Source organism: Rhodothermus profundi (genome assembly GCF_900142415.1).
Lineage (GTDB): Bacteria > Bacteroidota > Rhodothermia > Rhodothermales > Rhodothermaceae > Rhodothermus > Rhodothermus profundi.
In genome coordinates this window covers 13227-37748 of record NZ_FRAU01000005.1, presented here as the reverse complement: position 1 = coordinate 37748, position 24522 = coordinate 13227, and the positions used below count along the sequence as shown (strand labels likewise).

Below are 24522 nucleotides of genomic sequence, written 5' to 3'. Positions count from 1 at the left end.
TGCCCGGTGTCCCCGCACCCGCGGGGATAGTCCCTTCATCAGGAATGCTGACTATCTCATGGACATGGTGTCCCCGCACCCGCGGGGATAGTCCCCGCGTGCTGGAAGCCATTCGTGACCACGCAAGGGTGTCCCCGCACCCGCGGGGATAGTCCCCCCAGCCCTGACAGGAACCCCTGTACTCCGCGGGTGTCCCCGCACCCGCGGGGATAGTCCCCCGCCCCCTGCGGCTTGCTGTCGGCCGCAGGTGGTGTCCCCGCACCCGCGGGGATAGTCCCGTTCCCGTCGAAGCCAAGTGCTACCACGCGCCGGTGTCCCCGCACCCGCGGGGATAGTCCCGTTCCCGTCGAAGCCAAGTGCTACCACGCGCCGGTGTCCCCGTACCCGCGGGGATAGTCCTTGCGACGCTTCATGCGAGAGCGGACCAGCCATGGTGTCCCCGTACCCGCGGGGATAGTCCCACAACGAATGACTTCGGGACGGCGCAGGTGGTGGTGTCCCCGCACCCGCGGGGATAGTCCTCCCTACCTGCAGGCCTGCCCGCTCCAGCAAGTGGTGTCCCCGTACCCGCGGGGATAGTCCCTAGCAAGGAAAGCCCTGGTACCGATCGGGTCCGGTGTCCCCGTACCCGCGGGGATAGTCCTGATGCGGCCCGGGCGGCAATCTGTGAGATCGCGGTGTCCCCGTACCCGCGGGGATAGTCCCGTGGAGTTGGCCAACACAAGTATTGCAGCCGGGGTGTCCCCGTACTCGCGGGGATAGTCCCATCATCGGGCCACCCTCCCGTCCGCATCATCTGGTGTCCCCGTACCTGCGGGGATAGTCCCTACAGGCTCATCCGAATCCTGCTGCCACCCGGGGTGTCCCCGCACCCGCGGGGATAGTCCTCGTGCAGCTGGCCAGCATTAAGGCCAACGAGAGGTGTCCCCGCACCCGTGGGGATAGTCCTTACGTAAGAGAGCTTGAGCAGTCTGGGAAGATGGTGTCCCCATACCCATGAGGATGGTCCAAATAAGGCAGAAGAAATAAGGGACGAAGCTCCCGTACACGTGAAGATAGTCCATCTGATCAAGAAAGCAGTCTATCGTTTTAATTGCACCTTATTTTGGTATTGAAAGGTGTTGAAAGTTGTTACAACCAGAGCAATTCGGTGTCTTAAATGGATGAAAACACAAATGTAAAACTTACTTATTGTCGTTATGGAGCTGCTGATTTTCTGGATCATCATGGGTGCAGTTGTTGGCATTATTGCCAATAGTAAGGGGAAAAACTGGTTCCCTTGGTTTCTCTATGGGGCACTGATATGGCCGGTGGCTTTGACGCACATCATCGTCACCAAGAGCGAAAAACAGGAAACCGCCACGACGCCCACGGCCAAGGAGGTCCAGAGTGACCTGGTAGACAAGCTGGCCAAACTGGCTGAATTAAAGGAAAAGGGCGTAATTACCGAAGAAGAATTCCAGGAGCAGAAAAGGAAGTTGCTGGGGGAGGGTTGATGTGGGTGGATATTATGAGAGCGAGGATTTTAATTTGGGGGAAGACCTATCCAGAGTTGAGTAAACAGCACGTTGAAACTGTATGTACTGCAGGATGCCTTGACAACGGCAATCCTATAAGACTGTATCCTATTCCATATAGGTATCTGCCTTATAATAGCAGATTTAGACTCTATCAATGGATAGAAGTTGATATTAAAAGAAATGATAAAGATCCGAGACCTGAAAGTTACAAAGTAGTATCATGGGACAAGTTAGTATGTAAAGAGGTAATTTCAACAGAAAATAATTGGATGGAAAGGAAAAATATTATTTTTCGTGATACTTCATGGCATTATGATTGCTTGAGATATCTTAAGCAAGAACAGAAAAAAAGAAAAAAATCACTTGGTTTTATACCTGTACGTGAAATCTTGGACATTAGGTTAAGGACCAGGCCTGAGCAGCAAAGAAGAGAATTTGAAGAAAAGTATAATGCCTTAAAAAATCAAACTGATCTATTCAATAGATATATTAAAGATTTACAATTTATCGAGAAGCGAGTTTATGTACAATGGAAGTGCCTGGATCCTGATTGTCGTGGTCACTGGGCTGGAGTTCTGGATTGGGGTTTATGTGAACTGGGGCGGCGGAAGGGATATAATAAGGCACTTCAGAAAATGGAAGAACTTGCCAATCTTGATAAATATGAATTGGCCTTTTTTGTGGGTAATTTTGCAAGACATCCTAATAATTTTGGAATAGTAGGTCTTTGGTATCCTAGAAGATCGGCTAAAGATGAATTATCTGGAGATCATCAACTTTCTTTGTTTTGAGTAGTTCTGATAGTAAAATATCTCGGTGGCATTCTTTATGATTGGACTCATAGCACATTATACATACTATAGCATTTTTGTTTTGATGAACAATGGTTGTTATCTCATCAATAAGTTTATAAATTATGCTATAGTTATCTTTTATAAAGTCTCTGTATCTATCCAAACATTCTTTTCTGCTTGAGGCGGTTTTCCTTATGTATGAAGGATTACCGGCAAATTGAGCATGTATATAGGTAATTCCATGTGCTTTAAGTACCTCATTTAATTGATTTTTGCTAAATCCTTTTTTTCTACTCCAGGGTATTTCTCTCACATCTAATAAAACATTTATGTCTCTGCTTTTTAATATGTTGATAAACTCGTTAAGATCCTTTTTTTCGTAACCTATGGAATATATCTTTTTAGTCATTTTAAGCTTTAATTCTTGATAAGAATTGACAGTATAGCTATGTAAAGTTAAAAGGTGTAAAAAATAAAAATCGTGAAAACCTCGTGATTTGTTATCAGGAGAGTTGTCTTAGTGGTATGCGCACTTTCCGCCGCACTTTCTCCGGATCTTCGCCGCGGGCCAGCAGCTCGCGTGCCATGCGCTGACGGGCACGTCGCTCCAACCGTGAGGCGTTCTGAAGGTAAAGCCGCACGCCACCTACGGCGCTGATCAGCTTCAAAGCCGCCTCCTTGCCCAGTACATCCCACACCAGGCGGCCGTCTTCGTTCAGGTCCTCGTACTGAACGTACGCCCAGTGCTCCGGCAACTGCACGTGCTCCTTACCGGTTTTTGTCAAGATTTTTGCCACAAGTCTTGACAAAGTTCCTGGTAAAACATCCGCCTCTTCTAAGACTACCTTTCCGCAAACAGGACAAATGCAACACCTGAAGCGTGTATGTACTGTCCGCGTTGCGCTGACGATCGGCTCCTGGTAGTCCGCACAACTCGCGGCAAGAACGTCATCCTGCGCCGGCGCCGCTGCGACAACTGTGGACTCTTCCTGGAAACGGAAGAGCGCGTCGCACGCGTCGAGGTCTACCAGCCGACGCACTACAGGTCCAAATGGATCGATCTGGAGCGCTGGAAGATTATCACGTCACGTGATAGCGCAGGAGGTCGCCTTTCAGTATCTGAGGGGGAAAGGCAAAGATAACCTGAGCCGCGATGCAACGTGAATATCGAAAGCTTGCCGGCGACCTCCGCCGGCTGGTTGTCAGCCTGGTAAGGGAACGAACACCCCCAGAAATCGCCCACCGCCGCCTGGCAGAGTTCTTTCGGCGTGAGCGCATCGAACGCACGTTACAAGAAGCCTTGTGGAAAGAAGCATTCCGCATGTACGACTGGCTGCGCTTGAGGACCTGCAGACCGCTGCCGAGGTTCTGCGATGGGCCGGGGCGGACGTGGCCCGGGCCGCCTCGCGTATTCAGGAAGCACTTCTGCGGGAGCTGACGGTCCTGCTCGCTCGAGATGCTCCGCGCCGGGAGCTGGAACGCACGGCTCGCCGCCATTTGGAGCGCATCATTCGCCGCGGGGAGCGCTACATGTTCACCGTGGCCAACACGGCGCTGGCTGGCCTCGATCGCATCCAGTCCTTTTCCGATGCGAAGCAGGCCGGTATTCAGCGCTTCCGCTACGTGGGACCGCCACCCATCCGGCGGTTCTGCAAGGAACACTACGGCAAGATCTACACACTGGAAGAGATCAAAAAGCTCGACAACGGCCAGGGACTGCCGGTCTGGATCTACGGCGGCGGGTACAACTGCCGCCATCGCTGGGTCGCGGTGGTCGAGCCGCTTGCCGCAGATAAAATCGATCCGTCGCAGCTTCGCCGGATGTATCGGAGCGCAAGCGGGGCCGGCGTGTATGTGTTTCCTACCACCAAGCCGCTGGCGCACGAACTGAAACTGGCCCGGATGCTTGCCGAGCGCCTGAGAAAGGACGTGATTTTCATCCCGCCAAGCGGTGCGGAACGGACTGCCGATGCGCTGGTAGGTGACGAGTACTGGGAGTTCAAGACGATCACCACGAAGGCAAAGAACCTGTTCAACGCCGCCTATCAGCATTTAAGAGAGGCAAAGAAAAAAACCAATTTACATGTGGTCGCTTTATTTGTTGATCGAAAGGTAGATAAAAATGATATAGAAAGAATTTTCAAAGGCATCAGGTTAGCCGTTGCGCGTGATGAAAAGGAACGAATTCGGAAGATCTACATAATATTTGAGGAGGAAAGAATTATCGAACTGTTCAGGCAGATTATATTGGAAAAGAGGCTTCATGAAATCCTTGATGAAATCGGAATATGAAGAAGTCATAGACCGTGCCAGACGGAATGGTCTCCTGACAGAGGCTGCTCGGCTTATCATGTGGGGACGCATTGTAGAAGCCTTCGCTATGGGTAAGCTTACCTATAGCGAGATGAAAGAGCTGGAACAGAAGCTTGAGATCGACCGCCAGCGTTATCTGCGGGACCTGGACGTCGCCATAATCGGCGAACCGGAAGAGGATGAGGAGTACGCTTAAAGCTCGAGGCGAATGCCCCGGGCTACTACGTCGGCCACACGCGCCACTTCTTCATCGGTCAGCCCCAGAAAGTCGCGGATCGTGCGCGACCGACCTGCTCCGCTTATGACGTGATAGTAAGCTTTTTCTGCCGCGTCGGTCCGATTGAATCCGATCGTGACGCTTCCTTCGTCCACTTTGAACACGCGCAGCAGTCCCCACATACGCAGAGATAGCCTCTCATGCGTGACAGGGCACCGTACTGCCACGCACTTGATAGACGACCAGAGGTTGAGGAGGAGGATCTTGGTCTGGTTCCTGCGCTTGTAGCGGCGTCTCTGGAGAGAAGGGTCGCCATGCCCCCGGGGATCGGGCTGCGTGCGAAGCCGCTCCTTCGTAGCTCGACTATCTCCTGCAGCAGGAGATGAAGGCTGTGCACGCGTCGATGCAGTTTCTGGATGAATGCCTGAAGAGCCCTGTCGTTCAGACAGGCAATGACCCGCACTGGCATAAAACTAAATTGCTATTACAGAGTAACATTTTCTGATCCCGGGTGAGGGCCGCACCCCGGAAGCCCGGGTGCCGGACCAGCGCGGTGCGGCGCGGACTGGACCTTACACATCGGGCAGGATCTATGTGATCCTGCTTTTTATTTACCGACTCCGGATCAGCAACCCGGTTCGACGCCGATTCAGGGAGGTAATGTCTCCCTTTTGCCTCTGTTGCATAGAAATGAACGTCTTTTTGAAAAGTCCCTTCTCGCTTTCGCCGACGAGCAACAGGGCACGGTGCTTTTTTGTGCATACTGGGTGCCCTCGCACCTGCGGGGATCGTGCTCGTCCCTCTGCATAAGCTGTGACTGAAGGGAGCCAGACAGGCATAATGGCACAGGTAAAACTTTTCCCTGCCGCTGCAGGCAGGGAAAAACCTGTACCCGTGCCAAAAAAAAAATTAGCCGCAAGCCTTTTGAATTAAGGGCTTGCGGCTAACGTGTGGTGGAGACAAGGGGATTCGAACCCCTGACCTCTGCGGTGCGATCGCAGCGCTCTACCAACTGAGCTATGTCCCCACGTTGTCCGCCTAAGGCGGTTCAATCAACGAGAATGGTCGCAGGACAGTTCCTGAGCACGGCAGGAGAAGCCGAATTTTTCGCAAGGCTTCGCACGTTTACATGTTTTTCACGGGCTTACACAACGGATCCCTCCCTGGTTAGAAAACAAAAAGTCGCGCTCCACCGTAAACTTTCCTCCTTTCAAGCCGGTGTGGAGAAGGATGGGGTGCAGGCCGGTAGCAATCATAACACGTAAACGGATCAATCCGTGAGGGTCCCATGAGCCAGGCTTCTGAAAAACCCCGCGATCTACTGGGCACGCGCGACACGTTCAATACCGGACACGGCACAGCGTATCTCTATCGACTCGATCGGCTGGAAAAACTGGGCTTCTCAGGGCTAGATCGCTTGCCCTTTTCGATTAAGGTACTCCTTGAAGGACTGCTCCGCACCTGTGATGGCTATCTGGTAACGCAGGAAGATGTGGAACGGCTGGCCCGGTACAACCCGAAGGCGCCGGCTCCTGAGGAAATTCCTTTCATGCCGGCGCGGGTCCTGCTGCAGGACTTTACAGGCGTGCCAGCCGTAGTGGATCTGGCAGCAATGCGGTCTGCCATGGCTCGCCTGGGCGGCGATCCAGAAGTAATCAATCCGCGCGTGCCGGTACACCTGATTATTGACCACTCGGTGCAAGTTGATTATTTCGGCACGCCCGAAGCCCTGCGGCTCAATGCCGAGCTGGAATTCAAGCGCAACCGCGAACGATATGAGTTTCTGCGCTGGGGACAGCAAGCCTTTGAAAACTTTTCGGTAGTGCCCCCAGCCAGTGGTATCTGCCACCAGGTCAACCTGGAATATATCGCCCGGGTGGTCTGGACGCAGACCTCTGAGGAAGGGGTACCCGTAGCCTATCCGGATACGCTGGTCGGGACCGACAGCCACACGACCATGATCAATGGGCTGGGCGTATTGGGCTGGGGCGTAGGCGGCATCGAAGCCGAAGCGGTCATGCTGGGCCAGCCCATCTACATGCTCATGCCTGAAGTGATCGGCTTCCGGCTAACCGGCGAACTCCCCGAAGGAGCCACCGCCACCGACCTGGTGCTGACCGTTACTCAGATCCTGCGACAGTACGGGGTCGTAGGGCGCTTTGTGGAATTCTTTGGACCCGGCCTGAGCAAACTCTCGGTCCCCGACCGGGCCACGATCGCAAACATGGCCCCCGAGTATGGCGCCACCATGGGCTTCTTCCCGGTCGACCAGGAAACGCTCGACTACCTGCGGCGCACCGGCCGCCCCCAGGAGCTAATCGACCTGGTCGAACGCTACACGAAAGAACAGGGGCTTTTCCGAACCGACGAAACACCAGATCCTGAATTTCTGGACGTTATCGAACTGGATCTGGGCGACGTGGTGCCCAGCGTAGCCGGACCCAAACGTCCCCAGGACCGCATTGAGGTGCCGGCGCTGAAGCAGGCCTTTCAAACCGCCTTTTCCGCACCGGTCGGCCCCAAAGGGTTTGGGCGGAAGCCAGAAGAACTCACGCAAACGGCTACGTACCAGGACGAACAGGGCAACACACTGCAACTCCGGCACGGCGATGTGGTTATCGCGGCTATCACAAGCTGCACCAACACCAGCAACCCTTCGGTGATGCTGGGCGCCGGCCTGCTGGCCAAAAAAGCGGTCGAAAAAGGACTAAAGGTACCTCCCTATGTGAAGACAAGCCTGGCACCCGGATCCAAGGTGGTCACGGACTACCTGGTTGAATCGGGGCTGATGCCCTATCTCGAAAAACTCGGCTTTAGCCTGGTAGGATACGGCTGCACCACCTGCATCGGTAACTCGGGGCCACTTCCCGAGCCGGTCGCCCGCGCCATCAAGGAAGGGAACCTGGTGGTTGCTGGCGTGCTGTCGGGCAATCGAAACTTCGAGGGCCGCATCCATCCCCTGGTGCAGGCCAACTTCCTGGCTTCGCCTCCGCTGGTCATTGCCTATGCATTAGCCGGCACCGTGAATATTGATCTAATGAACGAGCCGCTGGGGAAAGATGCCGAAGGCAATGACGTGTACCTGAAAGATATCTGGCCCAGCAGCCAGGAGATCCTGAATCTGATCAACGAGGCGATTCGCCCTGAAATGTTCCGCAAGGAATACGAGGGCATTGAAACGTCAAACGAGCTGTGGAATCAAATCCAGGTTTCCGGCGGCGCGCTCTACGACTGGGATCCCAACTCGACCTACATCCAGGAGCCTCCGTTCTTTGAAGATCTGACGCCCGAAGTGCCCGAAATCCAACCCATTCAGGGAGCACGGGTACTGGTACGGGCTGGCGACTCGACAACTACCGACCACATTTCGCCAGCCGGCGCTATTCCGCCGGACAGTCCCGCCGGGCGCTACCTGATCGAACGGGGCGTCAAACCTATCGACTTCAACTCCTACGGTTCGCGGCGCGGCAACCACGAGGTGATGATGCGGGGGACGTTTGCAAACATCCGCTTTAAGAACCTGCTCGTGCCAGGTACCGAAGGAGGCGTCACCCGCTACTTCCCGACCGGCGAGATCATGCCGATCTATGAGGCCGCTATGCGCTACAAGGAGCAGGGCATCCCGCTGATCGTACTGGGCGGGAAGGATTACGGAATGGGCTCCAGCCGCGACTGGGCCGCTAAAGGAACCGCTCTGCTCGGTGTGCGGGCTGTACTGGCTGAAAGCTTTGAGCGTATTCACCGCTCAAATCTGATCGGCATGGGCGTGCTGCCGCTCCAGTTCAAAGAGGGGGAAAACGTCGAGTCGCTGGGATTGGACGGGTCGGAAGTGTACGATATCCCGGTAACTAACGAAGTCAAGCCGCGGCAGACGTTGACCGTTACGGCTACCAGAGCGGATGGTTCAAAGGTTACCTTCGAGGTGCTGGTGCGGCTCGATACCCCTGTCGAAGTCGAATACTACCGAAACGGAGGCATCCTGCACTACGTGCTGCGCGATTTCCTGCGCAGCCAGCCCGAACGCGTTGAGGCGTAGGCCGGAAGCCTGAACAGGACCGTTAACGGCCGCCTTCTCGTGAGGGAAGGCGGCCTTTTACATTCAAAGGCAGCCGTATGGGATGGCGGTCCGTCCGCTGCAGCAAGGCTGCCGGCTCGGCCAGATACTCTCGAAAGATGTCCAGCAGCCGGTCAGCTTCGGCGGGCGTATAGGCGGGAGAACGGGCAATGTAGAGCAGGTCGAAGGGGCCTTCCGTGTTCCGGTACGCAGGACCGGGTACTTCCCGATAGGGAACTGGCGGCTCCCAGGCTATCGGCCTTGCCGGCCAGCGGTGCTGCAACAGCTCAGGCGGACGGGGCCCGTAGAAGGGCAGTTGGATGAACCCCTCGCCGCGAGTGGTTAGCTGCACAATGTGGGAGGGCAGGTCCGCATAGCGTCCCGGATGATAGACATACGTCAGGCGGCAAATCCATCGACAGGCAATGGCAAAAAGTAAATAATTGCCCGGGCCCAGACCTTCGCGACCACCCACGCGCGGAAAGGCGCGTTCGTCTGGCGAACGGCTGAGTAATTCGGTCACGACATAAGGGACGCTTGCATCGCCAAACCCCAGGTCTGCATGCGCATCAATGTGCACGACTTCAAAGGGCGGGCGAAGTAGCCCTTCCTGAATACGGCGACGCCAGTCCAGAAAAATCTCGTGGTGCTCGTCCACAATGAGGCCCGGAAGCGGACGGTCTCGCCGCAATCCACAACGGGTTTCCAGAAAATCCCGCACCGCATCAGGCGACCACGGACGCAGCTCAGGATCTACAGGACGCCCAAATCCAGGCCAGAATTGCACTTTGTTAAGAAAAAAATCCAGGTCGATATCTAATATCCGTACTCCCATTATGCCACCTCCAGATGCGTTCGACCTGAATCTCTTTAATTCTACAAAGGATGACTAAAGATTGCTACAGGCGCGCGTGGCGTCTGGAACCTTCCGTAGTAAATCAAGCGTTTCGTTATTTCAGCGTTGAAAAATGATGCTGAGCGGAGAGCCATGCGTTACGATCTGATCGGCAAACGTGTGCGAGTTCATCTGTACACGCGCGAAGGATGGCTGCTGGGCAGCATCGAAGGCCGCGTGGCCGACGTAGCAGCCGATGTACCGGTCGGGAAAGACGCCAATGGTAACGAAATCCGAAAGGATCTGGCGTATGTGGTAGATATTACCACAGGCGATCCAAACGTTCCCTATCGAAACAGCGCTGGCGAAGAAAATGAAGGCTGGTTTGCCATTCAGGATCTGGAAGTGATTGAGGAAGATCAACCCAAGCTGTTTGTGAACTGAAAAGCCAGCTTTTCATGCAGGAAGGGCGGACGTTTGGCAACGTCCGCTTTTTGATTTCAAGCGGGCGCTGCGATCAAAAATCCGCTCTGCTGAAGACCTGCCCATACTTCGTCCCGCGAAGCGGGAATCTTGTGGCAGGCGTTCAGTACATCTTCTGCCCGAGCAGGGTAGAATCCGTTTCGGTCCATGCAGAGGCCCGCCACGTCGAAGGGATCCAGGGCAGCATGCACCTCGTGGGGCGCGGGCAGCGAGCCTTGGGCAACAGCCGCCAGGAGCCAGTCTTGGACTCGGGTGAAGCCGGGATGGTCGGTGAGCAGAAAGCCCGGGGGAGCAGTTTCTCGGCCGAGTCGGATGCGTGTTTCGCGAAAGCTGGCAGCTGCGAAGTACAGCTTGGAGAGCAGGGTGAAGGAAGCAGGATGGTTGAGCACGCGCCAGAGACCACCCAGCAGACGGGCTGTTTGCTCAAGTTCGTGGAGCGTCTGTTGTTGATAGGTCTGGAGGGCTTCTGCCGGGGGGGTAGCCCGGTATTGGAGTAGCATCCGGGCCAGTCGCCACACGCCCAGCAGCGTTAGCGGATTGCCTGTAGAAAGCAGGGGATCAAGAATGCCTGCCCCACTGGGAAGCAGGGCCCACCCGGGGCCTGCGAGGGTCCGAAAAAGCGAAGGCGTTTCGCGTAGCAGGCGCAGCGGATAAAGAGGGGTTGCGCGAGCAAACAGCGCTTTCAACGAAGGATAGCGGTCCAGCACCTGCTGCCAGCAGGCGGCAGGATCACGGGCCGGTGCGCAAGAGGCATGCAGCGAAAGACCGGCGCTGGTAATGCCGTGATCAAAGTGCAGGATCCAGGCCCATCCTTCATCAAGCAGGTGGTGGACAGCCGCGTCGTCAGGTCGGTACGGCCAGTGCGCTTGCCAGGAAGTGAGCCAGCTATCGGCGCGGGCAACGTTGCGAAAGTGGGCGAACACGGCAATGCGTTCAGGAAGATAGGTATGGGGCACTGGACGATGGCCTAGATGCCGCGCCAGCCACGCCGCAGGGCCGGTGGCATCCACAATAAAGCGGCCCGTTAGCAAACGCCGACCGGTAGGGGTTGTGAGGTAAAGCTGAACGCCAGACGCATCGACGTCGGCTGTCACCGGAGCAGCAGGCTCCAGGTAGCAAACGCCAGCCTGGAGGGCCAGCGCGGTCAGATACGTATCAAAAGCGGGCCGATACCAGTGGGTGTCGGCAATGCCATCGTGGGGAGAGGCTGCTACCAGCAGATAGGCCGGATGTCCGTCAAGATGGGACGACCAGGAGCGGCCTGGTTGGTGCCAGAAAAACGTAAAGCCGCGTTTTTTGCCCACCGGAAGTGCAGGGTGCGCAGCTTTCCAGCGGCCGTACTTGGTGAGCGGGAGCAGTTCGGGCAGGCCGAATTTTTGGGCGATCTGCTCCAGATACAGGTTGGCCAGGGGCGTTGAGGATTCGCCGATCGCAAAACGCGGACGGCCTTTTTCGATCAGCGTGACCGTCAGGCCGCAACGCTGCAGGATCAGGGCCAGAAGAGCGCCGCCAAATCCGGCGCCTAAGATGATAACGTCGCAACGGTCATGCATGGGGAGTGCATTGAGGGCAGACTGCAGGGGATTCCCAGATCTGCGTGGTATTCATGCGGACGTACCGTTCCTGCTGCAGCCGGGCGCATTCCGGGCAGGCATAAAACCGCATGAGGTCCCAGGTGTCCAGCAGGCGCACGGGAGCCGGTTGCGCAAACAGAAAAGCGACAGCCGCTTCGATTTCGGCAGGGGTTGGGGGCGCAAACCGTCCGACCTGCTCAAGACGCTCCATGATACCGTTACCAGATCGGGTGGGAATAAGCACCAGGGTTTGTATGCCCCGCGCCGCCGCCCATTGCACCGTGCGATTCGTCCAGGCAAGCGCTTCGCGGGCCGGCAGAAACGGAGGCTTGAGCAGAATGAACGCCCGCATGAGCAGGTTCTGGGCATGCAGCCAGGTTACAGCCTGTTCCAGCGCTGCCACCGTCAGACGTTTGTTGAGTGCCTCGAGCACGCCCGGGTGGATGCATTCCACCCCTACAGCCACCTCGAGTTGTCCGTCGAGCAATTCCTGAAACCACAGCGTGCGCGAACCCAGCAGGGTGGGATGCGACTCGACAATCACCCGGCGGTAGCCGCGCAGGCGCTCGGCAATGCCCGGGTAGGCAGCTGGAGGGATAGCCAGCCGATCGAAGAAGCTGCCGCTGTTATACAGCTTAATGGCATCGGCTTTGGGCAGGCGCTCCAGGGCGTGGTCGAGCTGGCGCAGGATCTGGTCAGGCGTAACCGGATGGTTGGTCGTGTAGCGCCACAGGTCGCACATGGTGCACGTCCACGGGCATTCCCGATTGGTAAGAAAAACCACGTTGACCCGCTCCAGGCGGCCGTCGGGGGCCCGTTCCCATTCCTGATGAAAGGCGTAGGGGCGCTCTGGATCGACCGCTGCTCGGGGCGGTCGCACCTGTCGGATCAGCCGCGTGCGGACCAGCGGCGTAAGCGTTTCCCAGCGCGTCAGCTCAATCATGCTGCAAACAGATCCTCGACCATGCGTCGGAGCTGGCGCTCAGGTGGTATCAACGCGCGCAACCGTGCTTCGGGCAGGGCACCATGCTGAAACCGGCGCTTTTCATATACAGGCATCTCAAAGCCGGTAATGGCTTTAACTCCGTGATAGACAACCTCGCCTTTCAGCCGGTATAGTTTTTCTTTGTCATAGCCGGTCAGCTCAGCAAACGGAATCTTTTCCGCCACTTCAATCACGTTCGGGCGCGTGTAGGGGCTAAAACCTTCAAAACCGAAATGCCGGTTGATGGCGAAGGTGCGCGTGTAGGAGCGGCTGAGACCGCCGGTATAGGTGAGCGAGTGCTTGAACTTGTCCACGCCCCAGCCTTCGTGGTACAGCAACGGGTTGTTGATGATGCTGTAGACGGTCAGCTCAGGATTGTGCTCAATGGGATAGTCGCGCAGGTTTTCGTCGCCGCCTTCGCCGTCAAGCAGGTACTTCCAGTTCGGGTAGCGCTGGCGCAGGGTGCGGGCCAGCGCATAATGCATGGCGGCCGATTCGATGTCGAGCGGCTTGTAGTCTTCGACGAGGCGCACCACTTCCCGGATGTCGATTAGCTCCGACCCGGCCTCCACCGGCTCCCAGAATAATTCCAGTCCGAGCTTTTTCAGAAATGCGAAAGCCTGGTTGCGATCCGGACCTTCGCCCAGGTCCAGGGTAAACGCTTTGAGTCGGGCAGGATTCATGCCCAGTTCCAGGAGCGTGTGGTAGGTAACCAGGAAGACGGAGCCGCTGTCGATGCCTCCGGAAAAGGTTACGCCAATGGGCTCGTTCTCAGGGATACTCAGCAGCCAGCGCCGAATTTCTTCTTTGAGCGCCCCGATGTAGTAGCGACCAATGGTGGGAATATCGGGCGGCAGGGTTTCTGCAGGGAGTTCAAAAAAGCGGGTATAGGCCGGCGATGGATCCGGGCAGCCGATCAATTCCAGTGTGACGATGTAGTGCGCAGGCACCATGCGTGTATAGCTTGGATGGAACTGATCGGCCAGGCCGGTTGCCTGCAACCAGCGGTGGATTTCTTCGATGCGGTGGGCCACGACCAACGCGGGTCCGTCATCGCGTTTGGCCAGGAAATAGCGCATGGGTCGGTCCATAGAGCGGGCCAGGCGCACCGTCTTGCCGTCGCGCGCTACCAGTGCAAACGATCCCTCGATGGCTCGCACAGCGGCTGGATTGCCTGAGCGCACGCGCGCGCGGGCTTCTTCGAGGCTCATGTTCAGAATATGGTTCAGGGCTGGATCGGTCAGGTCGATCAGGTCTTCAAGGTACTGGGGGCGCATCATGGTCAGGCAGGGTGGTTGGCGGTGGAAAGCGGAGGGAGGTCGCCGAAATGGTACAACCTCTCCTCCCAAAACGCAAGAGCTGAGGATAAGATGTGATTTTTATTTGAAGTGGAAAGCTATTTGTAGAGTATATCTTAATGAATATTAGACGCCAAGATTGTAGTTATTGATTATGATTTTTGAGGTATTTATGTCTTAACTCTTTTAGGCTTATATAAAAGGAAAGGATTATGAGAAAGCATAGATAGATAAAAATTACAAATGCAGAAATAGTTAATGGTAAATTCCATTTATTCAGAGAAGATATCCAAAAAATATAAATGATAAATGCTCCGAGAATAAGCGTTAATGAGATAATCAAGATAATCAAATTTGCCGCGATAGATTTTGTTAATAAATTTTTGCCCTTTAATCCTAATTTTTGGCGAAAATAATAAGCTAAAAAAAACGTTAGACTCCACGTAAGTGATCCAATAAAAAGTTGGATAATGCCAAGAGTCAGGCTGATTTTATCAGCAACAATTAGAGTGAGTTGAAGCAGGGCATATGCTGCTATCATACCTATTGCAGCAGCTATAAAGAATGTTTTTTCATTCATTTCTCTATGAGCCTGCTGGTTAAACCATACTGCACACCAGAGCTCCTGCCAACATGGTGGTCAGGCCGGTTGCCTGCAACCAGCGGTGGATTTCTTCGATGCGGTGGGCCATGACCAACGCGGGTCCGTCATCGCGTTTGGCCAGGAAATAGCGCATGGGTCGGTCCATGGAGCGGGCCAGGCGCACCGTCTTGCCGTCGCGCGCTACCAGTGCAAACGATCCCTCGATGGCTCGCACAGCGACTGGATTGCCTGAGCGCACGCACTTCTTCAAGGTACTGGGGACGCATCATGGTCAGGCAGGGTGGTTGGCGGTGGAAAGCGGAGGGAGGTCGCCGAAATGGTACAACCTCTCCTCCCAAAACGCAAGCCATGACCGGACTGCATGGGAACGGTTAACGGATCATTTCGGTGGGATATAGGCCATTCCTTACACATATTTCCGGTAATTGCTACCTAAAGACGTATCTTCTCTGCGCTGAAGTATGCGGGGCTGGCATCGCGATCGAAGTACCATGGATAAGGATGGGCCGGAGGTCGTGGTGGTCGCATGCTCCAATGCATCGGGCTGAGGCTGGTCGTTACGGGCGTTCCCGGGTACTGTTGTCCGGCGTTTTCCGATCGCGCAGTTGGCTGGCATGTCACGGATTCGGGCTGTTGTCGATCTGACCGCAAACACCGGTCTGGGGTACGGTAGCGCAGGCACGCAGGCGTGGAGATAGACTAACCAAACGGATGGAGGGATTATGAACGAAGAACAGGAGGTAGGACAGGGACTGAGGCAACTCCGGGTAACGGGAGAGGTGTGCCGACCGGGCACGTCTTCGTATGAGGCAGCACGTGCTATCTGGAACGCGATGATCGATCGGCATCCAGCGCTTATCGTGCGTTGCCAGACGACCGAGGATGTGGTGCAGTGTGTGCGTTTTGCCCGCGAGCACGACCAGTTGTTGGCTATTCGAGGAGGCGGCCATAACATTGCTGGCAATGCGCTGTGCGAGGGTGGGATTGTGATTGATCTTTCCCGCATGCGTACGGTGCAGGTCGATCCACAACAACGACGGGCTACCGTGGCGGGAGGAGCTACGCTGGGCGATCTGGATGCGGCCACGCAGACCTACGGACTGGCCGTGCCGGTCGGCATTAACTCGACCACGGGCGTGGCCGGACTCACGCTGGGGGGCGGCTTTGGATGGCTCAGTCGCAAGTATGGTATGACGGTGGACAGCCTGGAGGCGGCTGAAGTGGTGACGGCTTCCGGTGAAGTTCTTCAGGTCGATGCCAACCATCATCCTGATCTGTTCTGGGCGCTGCGTGGGGGTGGAGGTAACTTCGGGGTGGTGACTCATTTCACGTTTCGGCTCTATCCGCTAGGGCCCGAGGTGTTATGTGGACTGATGGTATTTCCCGGCGAGGAGGCACTGTCTGTACTGCAGCGTTACCGGGCGTTTGCAGCCCGGGCTCCAGAGGAACTGGCCGTCTGGATCGTGATGCGACAGGCGCCCCCGTTGCCATTTCTTCCGGAGTCGGTGCATGGCCGACCGGTGATCGTTCTGGCCCTCTGTTATGCGGGCAATCCGGACGAAGGAGAACGGCTGATCGAGCCGCTGCGTGCTTTTGGCACGTTGCTGGGAGAGCATGTCGGAGTACAGCCCTATGTCAACTGGCAACAGGCCTTCGATCCACTGTTGACGCCAGGCGCGCGCAACTACTGGAAATCGCACAATCTTGAGGTACTGGAGGATTCGTTCTTCGAGGAGCTGGTGGACGCGCTGGCGCAGCTTCCTTCTGCAGAGTGTGAGCTATTTGTTGGCGCGCTCGGGGGCGCAACCGGTCGGCCCGATCCGGCAGCCACGGCCTATCCCCACCGGAAAGCCCGCTTCGTGATGAATGTCCACAGTCGCTGGCGGGAAGCTGCTGATGATGCCCGGTGCATTCGGTGGGCCCGTCGGGTTTTTCACCGAACGGCACCTTTTGCCAGCGGAGGGGCTTATGTCAATTTTATTCCGGCGGACGAGTCCGATGCCCTGCAACGGGCCTACGGGGACAACTATGCCCGTCTGGCGCAGATAAAACGCCAGTACGACCCGCACAACCTCTTCCGGGTGAACCAGAATATCCACCCGGCTTCCGCCTGAAGTCATTCCCTGAAATAAAATCGGGTGGTGCGTGGACCAGCACGCTACCAGGAGGGCTCTTGTCGGGCCGTATCCGGAGCAATAGATGGACACAAAAAAACCCGCTCAAGCCGGCTTGAGCGGGTTTTTGGTGCTGCCCGGGGAGGACTCGAACCTCCAACCCCCTGATCCAGAGTCAGGTGCTCTGCCAGTTAAGCTACCGGGCAGTGAGAAAGCGTGCCATAAAATGCCCTGAACCCTGCAGGAGTTCCCCGAAAAACAAACGCGTTCACATGCTTTTGATCGATCGAATGCCGCCAAAGTAAAGCTGGCTGTTCTGCGGGATAGCGAGCAGGCTCAGGCGTCTCAGCTCTGCCTGACCGGGCTGTGAGGCAAGGAACCTCCTACCCGCGGTGCCCGTGAGCAGGCCCCGGGAACAACGCGCCGGCCGCTATGGACCATCCGCGTCGCTGAAACGGACTGCAGGAACCGAAGTATGCAGCGCAGACAAGGCGGTCGCGCTGCGGTTGTTCGTGTGCCAATGGCCCAGAGCGCTAGCGGATATCTTCTTGCATGAATCGTGCGTCAGATTCTCAAAGTTTTCTATGAAGAGCCGGCAGCGCTGGAGCCGGAGACCTTTGTCTGGCCAGCAGGACCCGAAACGCCACGCTACTTTCGCCTCTACCTGGCCGGGACGGATCTGGACGGCCCGCGTATCGGTCTGACGGCCCTGCGCTCTGACGCTTTTGTTCCGCCGTTGCATCAGGTGCTGCGTGACTGGTCACACTGGTGGCGCGTCGAGGAAACAGGAACAGTGTATCGGCTGCAGCCCGACGCCCTGGCTGCCGTGCTTGCGGATCCAGACCAGACGGTTGTGCTGGTAGGACGACGCGCGGCCGCTCTTCCGGTAGATCCAGCTCCGCTGGCCACTCTGGATCCCCAGGCACGTCTTCCATTGCTGCGTCGATTGCTGGATAGCGGAGCTCTGGTCGCGTTTCGAGAGCCAGCGCACCACGGCTGCGACTGGCACCTGTTCGCTGCCGAACCGCTTCGGGAACGGCTGACTGCTGCTTTGCAGATGCATCCTGGGGCAGGGGTCCGGCGTTTTCTGGTGCCTTACCAGAAGGCCCGTACGGAAGAACGGTTTTACTTTGAGCAATGGATGCTGGATGGGCCCTCGCGGCCGGACTACATCCAGGAGATCTGACGGCTCGCACCGAAGCAGAACGCTTCATGGTGCGCTGCCTGGCCCTGGCGTTTCGCGGGGCCGGTCGCGTCAGTCCGAATCCCATGGTAGGGGCCGTGCTGGTAGGGGCCGACGGAAGGGTGCTGGCAGAGGGGTGGCACGACCAGTACGGCGGGCCTCATGCCGAGCGAGTGGCCATTGAGACCGCTCTGCATCAGCATGGTCCTGAGGCGCTCCGTCAGGCAACGCTCTACGTCAATCTGGAACCATGCGCCCACTATGGCAAGACGCCGCCCTGCGCCGATTTTATCCTGGCACACCGAATTCCGCGGGTCGTAGTGGGCATGGTCGATCCTTTTCCCAAAGTAGCCGGACAGGGCATTGCCCGGCTGCGCGCGCATGGGGTGCAGGTAGAAGTAGGAGTGCTGGAGGCTGCCTGCCGTCGGTTCAACGAAGCATTCGTGCACCACGTGCAGACCGGACGCCCGCTTGTTACGCTCAAAATAGCTCAGACGCTGGATGGGTTTGTGGCCACCCGGACCGGACATTCGCGCTGGATTTCAGGAGAGGCAGCGCGGCGCCTGGTGCATCAATGGCGGGCTGTGCTGGATGGGGTGCTGGTCGGAAGCGGCACGGCGGCTGCCGACGATCCGGCGCTGACCGTGCGGCATGTCGAAGGGCGCCAGCCGATCCGAATTGTGCTGGACCGGACCGGAACCCTTGCTCCCACCCTCCGTCTGTTTACCGATGCCTATGCAGCCAGTACAATTGCTGTGGTAGGCCCTGGCGTGCGACCGCCCTACGCGGCCTCGCTGGAGCAAGCTGGCGGACGACTCTGGGAAGTACCCCTGCACCAGGGCCACCTGGACCTGCAGGCACTGCTCGAGCGGTTGGGGCGTGAGGGAGGACGGGAGGGACGTCCGTTGCAGTCGCTGCTGGTAGAAGCGGGCCCGCGGCTGGCAACGGCGCTGCTGCAGCAGCATCTGGTGGATCGGTTCTTTGTGTTTATAAGTCCCCGGCTCTTTGGATCTGGCGTGCCCGTGCTGTGCGATCTGAACGTGCGCGCCGTGCCTGAAGGGCGGCGCTTTGACACATATCGCTGGACAGCAGTCGGCCCCGACTTATTGTTTATGGGCTATAACTGGACTCTGTGAAGCGTCGACCGCAGCCGGATGGTTAAGCGCCTGGATCAGCCGCCGCCGCAGGGCTGAAAGATCGACGTGGACCGTGTGAGGCGGGATAAGATCGGTTATGACCGGAATGCCCCGCTGTTCATAGGCAAAGCGTCGGGTTGCCGGGACGGATTCATCGGCAATCAGCCCTAACAGGCGAGGGGCCGAAACAGACACCGATTCGGTATCGCCCACCACGAGGGCGTCATAGCCCATGGCCCAGAGCACAATGCGCAGCAAATCGACAAGCTGAGGATCTCGCAGGTGCAGGTGGACCAGTCCGCGTGAACGGCTGGGAAGCGTGGGCAATGCTTCACGATGTGAAGGGCCCTCCAGGATGGCTTCCGTATGCTCTAGCTCTTTAACAAGCTGTTTAATCAGCTCACGCAGCCGATCAAACGTAAGCCGACGGTGGGGAGGCAGCGGACCAGTTTGAAGCGTGGTGAACGCGTTGCCACTGTCGCCCAATCCCAACCGTTTAATTAGCTCATTCGCATCATAGACCAGTTCGGCAATGGTGCCGCTGGCTGGGGGTTCTTCTGCGTGATGTTCGGCGACAGCCTGCGCCAGGGCTTCGGGCAGATTCCAGTGCTGGCACAGCGCATAGCCGGCTGCGGCATGGTCAACGTCAAATAGTTCGCGTTCTAACAGAAAAAGCGGATCCGGACTCTGGCGAGCAGCCAGCAACGCCTGGGCATAGACGACCCCGTGATGGGAGAGCAACACCAGCTTACCAATGTCGTGCAGCAGACCGGCTACAAAGGCGCCTTCGCTATCGGCCAGCTTGAGCTGGCGCGCAAGCTCACGCGCCAGCAGGGCTACACTCAGACTGTGCCGCCAGAAGGCTGCCGGATCGCCGGGCCACTGTTTCAGCAGATTGCGTTTGAGATTCAGCACCGAAACGCCCAGCGCCAGGTTAATAATCACCTCATGTCCCAGCAGTACGATAGCCTGCCGCACCGTCTGAACGCGCCGCGAGACCCCATAAAACGCTGAGTTGGCAGCCCGCAGGATGCGGGCAGTCAGGGCCGGATCGGATTCGATAACTTGCGAAACCTTCCGGAAATCCACCTCCGGTTCGCGGGACATGGCCAGCAGACGTTCCACCGCGGCGGGCAGGGGCGGAAGCGAACGAACGCTTTCGTAGATGTATTCCGGGATTGAAGCCGACATGGCAAACACAACTGACTAAACTACATGGCAGGTATGCACAACGCGAAACTTCCCCCGCGGCGTGCGGTACCCCTTCCGCTACTGGCGAAAATGGCTAACAATAAACATGCCTGCTCCGTGTTTACCGGAATCATCGAAGAAGTCGGGCATATCGCTCGGATAGAGCCCCTGAAGGGGGGGCGGCGTTTGATCGTTCGGGCAAAATTTGCCCGGGCGTTACGTCCTGACCAGAGCGTAGCAGTCAATGGGGTCTGTCTGACGGTAGTGGCAGCCGATGCGCAGACGTTTACGGTGGAAGTAGTAGAAGAGACGCTGCGTAAAACAACGCTAGGGCACTTAACCGAAGGCCAGCCGGTCAATCTAGAACGAGCCCTGCTGGCCAATGGGCGGCTTGATGGCCATTTGGTGCAGGGACACGTCGATACAACCGGAGAAATCATCGGGGTGGAAGCAGAGGCTACGGGCCGACTCTACCATATCCGCTTTCCTCGTTCATTTCGGCCTTACCTGATTCCCACCGGATCCATTGCCATTGACGGCATTAGCCTCACGGTTGCTCGGCTTGCGGAAGAAACGCTTACCGTTGCCATTATTCCGCATACGTTTCAGAAAACCAATGTGTCTACCTGGCAGCCGGGCACCCCGGTCAATCTCGAATTCGATATGATTGGCAAGTATGTGATTGGCTGGCTAACGCATGGCCGGGACCCGAAAGCGGTTGGCCTGCGTTCATCTTCTCCGCTGGAAAGCGCTTAAGACGCGTGGGTTATGGACCTGATTCAGGATCTGGAAATTCTGGATGACCTGGACGCGCCCAAGCTGACGGCTGAAGAGACGGAGGGAGCGCGGAAGGTGTACATCGAGACCTATGGCTGCCAGATGAACGTCTCCGACTCAGAGATTGTGGCAGCCATCCTGCGGGCGCATGGCTATGGGCTGACGCGCGATCCGGAGCAGGCCGATGTGGTGCTGCTCAACACGTGCGCCATTCGGGAGCATGCCGAACAGAAGGTGCGGCATCGGCTCGACGTTTTTCGGGCGCACAAGCGAAAGCGGCGGCCTGGCCTGCGCATTGGGGTGCTGGGCTGCATGGCTGAGCGGCTGCGGCACAAGCTGCTCGAAGAAGAGCAGCTTGTAGACCTGGTCGTGGGCCCTGATGCGTACCGCGACCTGCCGCGCCTGCTGGAAGAGGCTGAGACAACCGGGCAGGCCGCTGTAAACGTCCAGCTCTCCCGCGAGGAAACCTACGCTGACATCGCCCCGGTACGCTACGATTCCAACGGGGTAACCGCCTACGTGTCGATCATGCGCGGCTGCGACAACATGTGCGCCTTCTGCGTGGTGCCCTTTACACGCGGGCGCGAGCGCAGCCGGCCGGTGCAGAGCATCCTGGACGAATGTGCCCGCCTGGTAGAGGAAGGCTACCGGGAAGTAACGGTACTGGGGCAAAACGTAAACTCATACCGCTACACCGAAAACGGTACGGTCATTACCTTCCCGGAGCTGCTCTATCGCATCAGTCTCATCTCGCCGGAGCTGCGCGTGCGCTATTCGACCAGTCATCCCAAGGATTGCTCCGATGAACTATTGCATGTGCACCGCGAACGGCACAACGTGTGCAACTATATCCACCTGCCTGTGCAGCACGGAAACACCAACGTGCTCCGGCGCATGCGCCGCACCTATACGCGCGAGCAATACCTGGCACTGGTAGCGCGAGCGCGCCGCATCGTACCCGGCATTTCGCTCTCGACCGACATTATTGCGGGCTTCTGCGGCGAGACCGAAGCAGAGCATCAGGACACGCTCTCGTTGCTGGAAGAGGTGCGATTCGATCATGCCTATATGTTTCTCTACTCGGAGCGACCGGGCACCTATGCAGCGCGTAAGTACAAGGACGATGTCCCGCTGGCAGTGAAAAAACGGCGCCTTCAGGAGATTATCGCGCTGCAGACGCGCATTTCGCTGGAAAACAATCAGAAAGAAATCGGTCGCGTGCATACCGTACTGGTAGAGGGCCCCAGCAAGCGGAGTCCGGAGCAACTCTGCGGACGCACCGACACCAACAAAATGGTGGTCTTTGACCGCCAGGATTTCCGCCCGGGCGAGTACGTGCGCGTGCGCATTACCGACTGCACATCGGCTACGCTGCTGGGTGAGCCGCTGGGCCGCACCACGTTGAGCGAGTCGGCGCAGGCAGCACCAACCCTGGTATAAAGGTGAGCGCTGTCCGCCTTTTACGGGCCTGTAACTATTCCCATCGACACGGTTTTGTATTATCTCAAACGTATGGGAACGGTTTGTCTGGATTTCTGGTCTGGAGCCAGAAGACAGCGTTTCCTGTCGAAGTCCAAAACAAACTGACCGGTGCGGTTTCGTTGTAGACCATGGATCGAGAGGCGATTCAACAGCGCTTTGGCATCATCGGGCAATCGGCGGCCATCCGGCATGTGATTGACCGGGCTCGCATGGTAGCCCGCACGGACATTACGGTCCTGTTGCAGGGCGAAAGTGGGGTAGGGAAAGAACTGATTGCGCATGCCATCCATGGGATGAGCCCGCGTCGCCATGGGCCTTTCGTGATTGTTAACTGCGGAGCCATCCCAGAAGGATTAATCGAATCAGAGCTGTTTGGAGCGGAAAAAGGCGCCTACACGGGAGCGGTCGAGCGCCGCAAGGGATACTTCGAAGAAGCAGACGGCGGCACTATTTTCTTGGACGAAATTGGAGAAATGCCGCTGGCCGCCCAGGTCCGGCTGCTGCGCGTGCTGGAAACCGGCGAGTTTACGCGCGTAGGCTCCAGCCGTCCTATCAAAACCGACGTGCGGATCATTGCGGCCACAAACAAAGATCTAGCCCGGGCTGTCCGCACCGGCCACTTTCGGGAAGATCTGTACTACCGAATCAGCACGGTTATTATTGAAATTCCGCCCCTCCGGGAACGGCGCGAGGACATCATTCCCCTGTTTGAATATTTCCTGCATCGCGCCGCGCAGCGCTATAGCACCCCGCTACGCCGGCTGGATGAGGGCGCCCGCCAGTTGCTGCTGCGCTATCACTGGCCGGGGAATGTGCGTGAGCTGCGCAACGTGGCCGAACAGGTGGCCGTACTGCTGCCCAAAACAACCATCACGGCCGAAGACCTGCGACCTCTGCTGCGTGGCGTGAGCGCCGGACGTAGCCTGATGCCGGTCAGCCGTCCGTCAGAGCAATCGGGCGATCCTCGCGAGCGGGAACTGATTTACCGCCTGCTGCTGGAACTCCGGTTCGACATGCACGAAGTCAAGGCGTTGCTGCATCGGCTGGTTGCTGGCCAGATGCGGCGCCCCGAGCAACTTCCAGCACCTTCCGAAGAGCCCGCCTTCCGGTCGCCCTCCTCCTGGACAGAGGCAGAGGATGTGGATTTTGTCGAAGAAGTGCCTTTCGAAGAGGAACTCGACTATGAGTCGGTAGACACAGCCTCCTCCTGGGAGCCCGAAGCTGGCCGCCTCCCCGACACGGCTTCAGAAAAGAGCAAAATGGAAAATGTCGAGCAGTCTCCAGCTTCTGGATTACTGAACGGCGAGCGGCTGCCGACATTGGCTGAGGCTGAGCGAATGCTGATTGTGGAAGCGCTCAAGCGCTACGGTGGCAATCGGCGGCAGGCTGCCCGGGCCCTGGGCATCAGCGAGCGTACGCTCTATCGCAAGCTGAAGGAGATCGATGAGGCGCTGTAAACGGTGGCTCTGGAGCTGGTGGATCGGCTGCCTGGCGCTTGGCGGATGCGCCTACTATAGCTTCACCGGCGCGTCTATCCCGTCTCACCTGCAGACAATTGCAATTCCTCTTGTGGAAGACCGAAGCACCAGTCCGTTTACGAACCTGGACCAGCAGCTTACCGACCTGCTTATCGAACGCTTTGTAAATCAGACGCGGCTGACGCTCGAACCGGATCTGGAAGCGGCCGATGCGCTGCTGGCCGTGCGCATCGAACGATACACGAATGAACCTACAGCTATTGGAGGAGCCGAACGGGCGGAGCGTAACCGGGTAACCATCACCGTCTCGGTGCGCTACGTCGATCAGGTAAACGATCAGGTGCTGCTCCAACGAAGTTTTTCCGCTTTCGAAGAATACGATCCTGTAGCGCAGGGACTGGCTGGCGAAGAAGAAGCCGCCCGCCTGGTGCTTCGCAATCTGGCAGACGACATCTTCACCGCCGCTACCTCCAACTGGTAACCC

At 57.3% G+C, this 24522-nt stretch carries 23 protein-coding genes, 2 tRNA genes and 1 CRISPR repeat array; of the genes, 13 read left to right on the top strand and 12 right to left on the bottom strand.

Annotated elements, in window-relative coordinates:
- Positions 1–5: 5 nt before the first annotated feature.
- Positions 6–949: a CRISPR direct-repeat array (repeat unit 29 nt; unit sequence GGTGTCCCCGCACCCGCGGGGATAGTCCC).
- Between the two features lie 250 nt (positions 950–1199).
- Both BUA15_RS08215 and BUA15_RS13625 read left to right on the top strand, forming a co-directional pair.
- The gene (locus BUA15_RS08215; RefSeq protein WP_072715508.1) at positions 1200–1496 is read left to right on the top strand and encodes an SHOCT domain-containing protein; all 297 of its coding nucleotides are present in this window, start codon (positions 1200–1202) and stop codon (positions 1494–1496) included.
- Positions 1497–1510: 14 nt separating this feature from the next.
- The gene (locus BUA15_RS13625; RefSeq protein ID WP_178139397.1) at positions 1511–2311 is read left to right on the top strand and encodes a hypothetical protein; all 801 of its coding nucleotides are present in this window, start codon (positions 1511–1513) and stop codon (positions 2309–2311) included.
- Here BUA15_RS13625 and BUA15_RS14085 read toward each other — a convergent pair.
- Together BUA15_RS14085 and BUA15_RS08200 are read right to left on the bottom strand one after the other, a co-directional pair.
- Positions 2268–2723 (bottom strand): DUF488 domain-containing protein, encoded by a 456-nt coding sequence (locus tag BUA15_RS14085; RefSeq protein WP_072715506.1) that lies wholly within the window; start codon positions 2721–2723, stop codon positions 2268–2270. The genes BUA15_RS13625 and BUA15_RS14085 overlap by 44 nt on opposite strands.
- Positions 2724–2817: 94 nt before the next feature.
- Positions 2818–3111, bottom strand: a complete 294-nt coding sequence (locus tag BUA15_RS08200) for a hypothetical protein (RefSeq protein ID WP_072715505.1) — start codon at positions 3109–3111, stop codon at positions 2818–2820.
- Between the two features lie 505 nt (positions 3112–3616).
- Between BUA15_RS08200 and BUA15_RS08195 the strand changes: the two genes are divergently transcribed.
- Both BUA15_RS08195 and BUA15_RS08190 read left to right on the top strand, forming a co-directional pair.
- On the top strand, positions 3617–4606 hold the full coding sequence (locus BUA15_RS08195; RefSeq protein ID WP_072715504.1) for a CdiA C-terminal domain-containing protein: 990 nt from the start codon (positions 3617–3619) through the stop codon (positions 4604–4606).
- Positions 4590–4823 carry a hypothetical protein gene (locus tag BUA15_RS08190; RefSeq protein ID WP_245771998.1) on the top strand — a complete coding sequence of 78 codons (234 nt, stop codon included), beginning with the start codon at positions 4590–4592 and terminating at the stop codon, positions 4821–4823. The genes BUA15_RS08195 and BUA15_RS08190 overlap by 17 nt, the downstream gene beginning before the upstream one ends.
- Here the strand turns inward: BUA15_RS08190 and BUA15_RS08185 are convergent.
- Positions 4820–5026: a hypothetical protein gene (locus tag BUA15_RS08185; protein ID WP_072715502.1), complete on the bottom strand. Its 207-nt coding sequence runs from the start codon at positions 5024–5026 to the stop codon at positions 4820–4822. The genes BUA15_RS08190 and BUA15_RS08185 overlap by 4 nt on opposite strands.
- Before the next feature lie 769 nt (positions 5027–5795).
- Positions 5796–5871: transfer RNA gene (locus BUA15_RS08180), tRNA-Ala, on the bottom strand.
- Positions 5872–6132: 261 nt separating this feature from the next.
- On the opposite strand from BUA15_RS08180, the gene acnA reads away from it, so the two are divergent.
- On the top strand, positions 6133–8880 hold the full coding sequence (acnA, locus tag BUA15_RS08175; RefSeq protein ID WP_072715501.1) for an aconitate hydratase AcnA: 2748 nt from the start codon (positions 6133–6135) through the stop codon (positions 8878–8880).
- Positions 8881–8902: 22 nt separating this feature from the next.
- Here acnA and BUA15_RS08170 read toward each other — a convergent pair whose 3' ends face one another.
- Positions 8903–9733 carry a UPF0489 family protein gene (locus BUA15_RS08170; RefSeq protein WP_084660550.1) on the bottom strand — a complete coding sequence of 277 codons (831 nt, stop codon included), beginning with the start codon at positions 9731–9733 and terminating at the stop codon, positions 8903–8905.
- A gap of 153 nt (positions 9734–9886) precedes the next feature.
- On the opposite strand from BUA15_RS08170, the gene BUA15_RS08165 reads away from it, so the two are divergent.
- Positions 9887–10177: a hypothetical protein gene (locus BUA15_RS08165; protein ID WP_072715500.1), complete on the top strand. Its 291-nt coding sequence runs from the start codon at positions 9887–9889 to the stop codon at positions 10175–10177.
- 56 nt (positions 10178–10233) lie between these two features.
- On the opposite strand, the gene BUA15_RS08160 is transcribed toward BUA15_RS08165, so the two are convergent.
- The 5 genes from BUA15_RS08160 to BUA15_RS08140 form a co-directional block, all read right to left on the bottom strand.
- A complete protein-coding gene (locus BUA15_RS08160; protein WP_072715499.1) occupies positions 10234–11769 on the bottom strand; it encodes an NAD(P)/FAD-dependent oxidoreductase in 1536 nt (511 codons plus the stop codon).
- Complete coding sequence (locus BUA15_RS08155) at positions 11762–12733, bottom strand: archaeosine biosynthesis radical SAM protein RaSEA (protein WP_072715498.1); 972 nt, start codon at positions 12731–12733, stop codon at positions 11762–11764. The genes BUA15_RS08160 and BUA15_RS08155 overlap by 8 nt, the downstream gene beginning before the upstream one ends.
- Positions 12730–14055: an asparagine synthase-related protein gene (locus BUA15_RS08150; RefSeq protein ID WP_072715497.1), complete on the bottom strand. Its 1326-nt coding sequence runs from the start codon at positions 14053–14055 to the stop codon at positions 12730–12732. The genes BUA15_RS08155 and BUA15_RS08150 overlap by 4 nt, the downstream gene beginning before the upstream one ends.
- 163 nt (positions 14056–14218) lie before the next feature.
- Positions 14219–14653 carry a hypothetical protein gene (locus BUA15_RS08145; protein WP_072715496.1) on the bottom strand — a complete coding sequence of 145 codons (435 nt, stop codon included), beginning with the start codon at positions 14651–14653 and terminating at the stop codon, positions 14219–14221.
- A 19-nt stretch (positions 14654–14672) separates the two neighbouring features.
- A complete protein-coding gene (locus BUA15_RS08140) occupies positions 14673–14927 on the bottom strand; it encodes a hypothetical protein (RefSeq protein WP_245771981.1) in 255 nt (84 codons plus the stop codon).
- Positions 14928–15399: 472 nt separating this feature from the next.
- Between BUA15_RS08140 and BUA15_RS08135 the strand changes: the two genes are divergently transcribed.
- The gene (locus BUA15_RS08135; RefSeq protein WP_072715494.1) at positions 15400–16791 is read left to right on the top strand and encodes an FAD-binding oxidoreductase; all 1392 of its coding nucleotides are present in this window, start codon (positions 15400–15402) and stop codon (positions 16789–16791) included.
- A 133-nt stretch (positions 16792–16924) separates the two neighbouring features.
- Here the strand turns inward: BUA15_RS08135 and BUA15_RS08130 are convergent.
- Positions 16925–16997, bottom strand: a tRNA-Gln gene (locus tag BUA15_RS08130).
- Between the two features lie 353 nt (positions 16998–17350).
- Here BUA15_RS08130 and BUA15_RS08125 point away from each other — a divergent pair.
- Together BUA15_RS08125 and ribD are read left to right on the top strand one after the other, a co-directional pair.
- Complete coding sequence (locus BUA15_RS08125) at positions 17351–17977, top strand: hypothetical protein (protein WP_072715493.1); 627 nt, start codon at positions 17351–17353, stop codon at positions 17975–17977.
- A complete protein-coding gene (gene ribD, locus BUA15_RS08120) occupies positions 17929–19110 on the top strand; it encodes a bifunctional diaminohydroxyphosphoribosylaminopyrimidine deaminase/5-amino-6-(5-phosphoribosylamino)uracil reductase RibD (protein ID WP_084660549.1) in 1182 nt (393 codons plus the stop codon). Before BUA15_RS08125 ends, ribD begins: the two co-directional genes overlap by 49 nt.
- On the opposite strand, the gene BUA15_RS08115 is transcribed toward ribD, so the two are convergent.
- On the bottom strand, positions 19078–20301 hold the full coding sequence (locus tag BUA15_RS08115; protein ID WP_072715492.1) for an HDOD domain-containing protein: 1224 nt from the start codon (positions 20299–20301) through the stop codon (positions 19078–19080). The two genes, ribD and BUA15_RS08115, sit on opposite strands and share 33 nt — an antisense overlap.
- A gap of 90 nt (positions 20302–20391) precedes the next feature.
- Here BUA15_RS08115 and BUA15_RS08110 point away from each other — a divergent pair, with 90 nt between their 5' ends.
- The 4 genes from BUA15_RS08110 to BUA15_RS08095 all read left to right on the top strand — a co-directional run bounded on the left by BUA15_RS08110 (position 20392) and on the right by BUA15_RS08095 (position 24519).
- Positions 20392–21057: a riboflavin synthase gene (locus BUA15_RS08110; protein WP_245771980.1), complete on the top strand. Its 666-nt coding sequence runs from the start codon at positions 20392–20394 to the stop codon at positions 21055–21057.
- Positions 21058–21069: 12 nt separating this feature from the next.
- Entirely contained in the window at positions 21070–22518 is a 1449-nt protein-coding gene (miaB, locus tag BUA15_RS08105; RefSeq protein WP_072715491.1) for a tRNA (N6-isopentenyl adenosine(37)-C2)-methylthiotransferase MiaB, read from the top strand.
- 170 nt (positions 22519–22688) lie between these two features.
- Complete coding sequence (locus BUA15_RS08100; protein WP_072715490.1) at positions 22689–24017, top strand: sigma-54 interaction domain-containing protein; 1329 nt, start codon at positions 22689–22691, stop codon at positions 24015–24017.
- Positions 24004–24519 carry an LptE family protein gene (locus tag BUA15_RS08095; protein ID WP_072715489.1) on the top strand — a complete coding sequence of 172 codons (516 nt, stop codon included), beginning with the start codon at positions 24004–24006 and terminating at the stop codon, positions 24517–24519. The genes BUA15_RS08100 and BUA15_RS08095 overlap by 14 nt, the downstream gene beginning before the upstream one ends.
- Positions 24520–24522 lie beyond the last annotated feature (3 nt).